The sequence below is a fragment of the Dolichospermum sp. LEGE 00246 genome (assembly GCF_015207865.1).
Classification (GTDB): Bacteria; Cyanobacteriota; Cyanobacteriia; order Cyanobacteriales; family Nostocaceae; genus Dolichospermum; species Dolichospermum heterosporum.
This window is the reverse complement of the sequence record NZ_JADEWA010000610.1, coordinates 1-2562: the sequence shown is the minus strand read 5'-3', so window position 1 is coordinate 2562 and position 2562 is coordinate 1. Positions and strand designations below refer to the sequence as shown.

Genomic DNA, 2562 nt, shown 5'->3' with positions numbered 1-2562 from the left:
TTAGCAAACCGATATAGAGATTTTGCGAATTTCAAATGACCCAAAAAAATCAAATCTATAACGTTTTTCATGCTGTTTTCGTGGAATCTCATATAGAGTGTTTTTTGTACCCCCCGTGAACGGTTACCTTTCCTCACCATTCCAAATAATAGTAGCCTGATGTACTGGTAAAAGCACACGGCTATTATCTGCTAAATTTGCGTACATATCATAAACAAAAGGGAATCCCAAAAGATTCACGGCTGCGGGAGGTAAGGAAAGAAATTCTGTAAAACCTGTATCAATCACAAATTCAATTGTAAAATCTGGTTGTTCTGGCAATCGAAATATGACATTAACAGTTGCACGTCCATTTTTGATAATGCCAGTTATCATGGATAATCACGCTCCATTTCTCCACTAAATGATGCAGCCACTTTGTAACCAATGCGAATACCAAAAAGTCGAGCAAATCTGTTTTTATTCCGTAAATAATGCGCTGATTCTATGCCTGTTTTATCAATAGCATATTCACCTGTTTCTATATCAATAATTATCATTTTACCGATGTTTTCTGCTGTTTCTACTTGTTGACGAATGCCATTTTCATATAATTCTTTGGCACGTTTGGCAACTTCTTCGCTGCTGAGGAGAATGGCTTGCATTTTGTTTCATCCTTTTTCGTGATTAGTTTATTATACTTGATTAGTAGTACAGTTTATTCTTCTTCAAGCCACTGTTCATAACCACACACAAGTAATTTTTCCTTTAAATTAGCAATAGCTTCAGATGTGGGTACATCAATTGACTGTATCCGATATACATCATTGAGGACAAGACTATAATCTTTACCGCTATAATAAGCTACAACTTCAGCTAAATTTCTATCTGACATTTCTTCACTGAGTAATGCTAAAAGCGGTAAATAAGATTGTGATTCTATTCCCTTGGGGAAAGCATTTGGAATTAATTTATATGTACTTTGTAGATGTGGTGAAATAGTGATTTGCATGATTAATTACCAGTCAAAGGAAAAGGTGGATGAATGTCTCCCGTTTGTAATTCTTGCCATTCTTTATCTTGCTGGTAATGCTCTAACATTAAATCAGATTGTGACGCTAAAATCTTTTTTCGTTCCTCTATAGGTAACTTTATAAGTTCACGATGGCTGAGAAACTGTTGTTTGAATTCATCAATATTTGCGGAAAATGTAAGTTCACCATTTTCTTCTTCTCGCTTCGGTGCTTGCAAATTTTGATAAATTTCCTCGCGGCGTTCTTCTCTTAAATATTGCTGCAATAACAATTGAATTTGTAACTTTTCTTCAATTGAAAACCCTTTTATTGCTTCTAACACATCAGTAAAAATCATAATAGTTATTCTTCACTTTCAATTAATCTTTTACCATTACTAAGACGCTGCAAAAACTCAGGAAAATTCATCAAATCATCAACAGATTCTGATGGTGGCATTTCCACCCAATTTGCCTCAGCATTTAATTTATCTACATAAATGTAGAATGCCTCTTGATCATCTCGATGAGATAAAACATAAGCACGTAATTGCTTTGTACTCATACCTTGGAAGTTAGGCTGACTCATACCACATACCTCCATTTACCATTAGGATATATTTCTATCATATTCTCTTCACCCGCGAGAATAAATACATTACCTGTACGTTTATCAACTCGAACCAAGTTTATGGGTAAATATAGTTTAGTTAACCAACAACACAAAATAAATAACTGCGTTTTCTGCTCAGATGTAGGAATGACCCGTACTCCTCAATAAAACTCATTATAACGAATATATCACTCCTTCTCCTCTTTGCATCTTTGCGCCTCTGCGCGAAACAAAAAATATACTAACTCACACTAATTCCGCAGCTAAAAGCCTACCTTCAACTGGTTCATACTCATCTTCTAGTAACCATAACTTAGCTGCTTCATAATTATTACTAGAAAATACAACCTTCTCACCTTGTTTTGGATCATAAATTTGACAATTTCCTTCACTGTCGCAAAGTAATAACAGAATATAGGTCGGTGATAACATCGGATCTATCCATACTTCTGTAAATTCCCAGTTATTCTTCACTATATCTGGTGCGGGGTATGACGTGGTATTGGTTGTCTGCATTTATTTTTATCTCCCCATAGTAAAGTGGAATATTACTACCATCTGGACTAATTCTATATTCTATAACCTGAAACTTGTTTTTTCACTGACCTGATCTCAGCGATTCCTGCGGAGCGCTTCGCTATCGCCTTTGACACTGAGTTACGCACAATTGCACATCTCCACCATAGTCTAACTAAGAGCGATTCCTGCGGAGCGCTTCGCTATCGCCTTCTGGTACTGAGTTCCGCACAATCGCACTTCTCTACCATAATCTAACTAAGAGCGATTTCATTATTTTTTCACTATGTAAAATGTGTGATTATCTTTTATTTTATAATCTACACTTGCAGCAATCTTTGTTTTTTCTGTAACTATAAGTTCAGGATATTCGGTATTATCTAATTGAATTGTTAAAATAGGTTTTTTATAAAACCTACCTTCTTTTGCTTGGATAATTAAC

At 35.2% G+C, this 2562-nt stretch carries 6 protein-coding genes; all 6 read right to left on the bottom strand.

Going from position 1 to position 2562, the window contains the following annotated elements:
• Positions 1–123: 123 nt before the first annotated feature.
• The 6 genes from IQ228_RS24635 to IQ228_RS24610 all read right to left on the bottom strand — a co-directional run bounded on the left by IQ228_RS24635 (position 124) and on the right by IQ228_RS24610 (position 2120).
• A complete protein-coding gene (locus IQ228_RS24635; RefSeq protein ID WP_035083571.1) occupies positions 124–375 on the bottom strand; it encodes a clan AA aspartic protease in 252 nt (83 codons plus the stop codon).
• Complete coding sequence (locus IQ228_RS24630; RefSeq protein ID WP_015083190.1) at positions 372–644, bottom strand: hypothetical protein; 273 nt, start codon at positions 642–644, stop codon at positions 372–374. The genes IQ228_RS24635 and IQ228_RS24630 overlap by 4 nt, the downstream gene beginning before the upstream one ends.
• A 53-nt stretch (positions 645–697) precedes the next feature.
• Positions 698–991, bottom strand: coding sequence for a DUF3349 domain-containing protein (locus IQ228_RS24625; RefSeq protein ID WP_027404735.1), 294 nt, complete (start codon positions 989–991; stop codon positions 698–700).
• A 2-nt stretch (positions 992–993) separates the two neighbouring features.
• The gene (locus IQ228_RS26980; RefSeq protein WP_228044067.1) at positions 994–1350 is read right to left on the bottom strand and encodes a hypothetical protein; all 357 of its coding nucleotides are present in this window, start codon (positions 1348–1350) and stop codon (positions 994–996) included.
• Positions 1351–1355: 5 nt separating this feature from the next.
• Complete coding sequence (locus IQ228_RS24615) at positions 1356–1580, bottom strand: hypothetical protein (protein WP_027404736.1); 225 nt, start codon at positions 1578–1580, stop codon at positions 1356–1358.
• Between the two features lie 270 nt (positions 1581–1850).
• Positions 1851–2120, bottom strand: a complete 270-nt coding sequence (locus tag IQ228_RS24610) for a hypothetical protein (RefSeq protein WP_027404737.1) — start codon at positions 2118–2120, stop codon at positions 1851–1853.
• Positions 2121–2562: the final 442 nt, after the last annotated feature.

Bases quoted from the DNA above. Each gene is read 5' to 3' on its own strand.
- IQ228_RS24635 (WP_035083571.1), bottom strand. From the start codon at position 375: ATGATAACTGGCATTATCAAAAATGGACGTGCAACTGTTAATGTCATA.
- IQ228_RS24630 (WP_015083190.1), bottom strand. From the start codon at position 644: ATGCAAGCCATTCTCCTCAGCAGCGAAGAAGTTGCCAAACGTGCCAAA.
- IQ228_RS24625 (WP_027404735.1), bottom strand. From the start codon at position 991: ATGCAAATCACTATTTCACCACATCTACAAAGTACATATAAATTAATT.
- IQ228_RS26980 (WP_228044067.1), bottom strand. From the start codon at position 1,350: ATGATTTTTACTGATGTGTTAGAAGCAATAAAAGGGTTTTCAATTGAA.
- IQ228_RS24615 (WP_027404736.1), bottom strand. From the start codon at position 1,580: ATGAGTCAGCCTAACTTCCAAGGTATGAGTACAAAGCAATTACGTGCT.
- IQ228_RS24610 (WP_027404737.1), bottom strand. From the start codon at position 2,120: ATGCAGACAACCAATACCACGTCATACCCCGCACCAGATATAGTGAAG.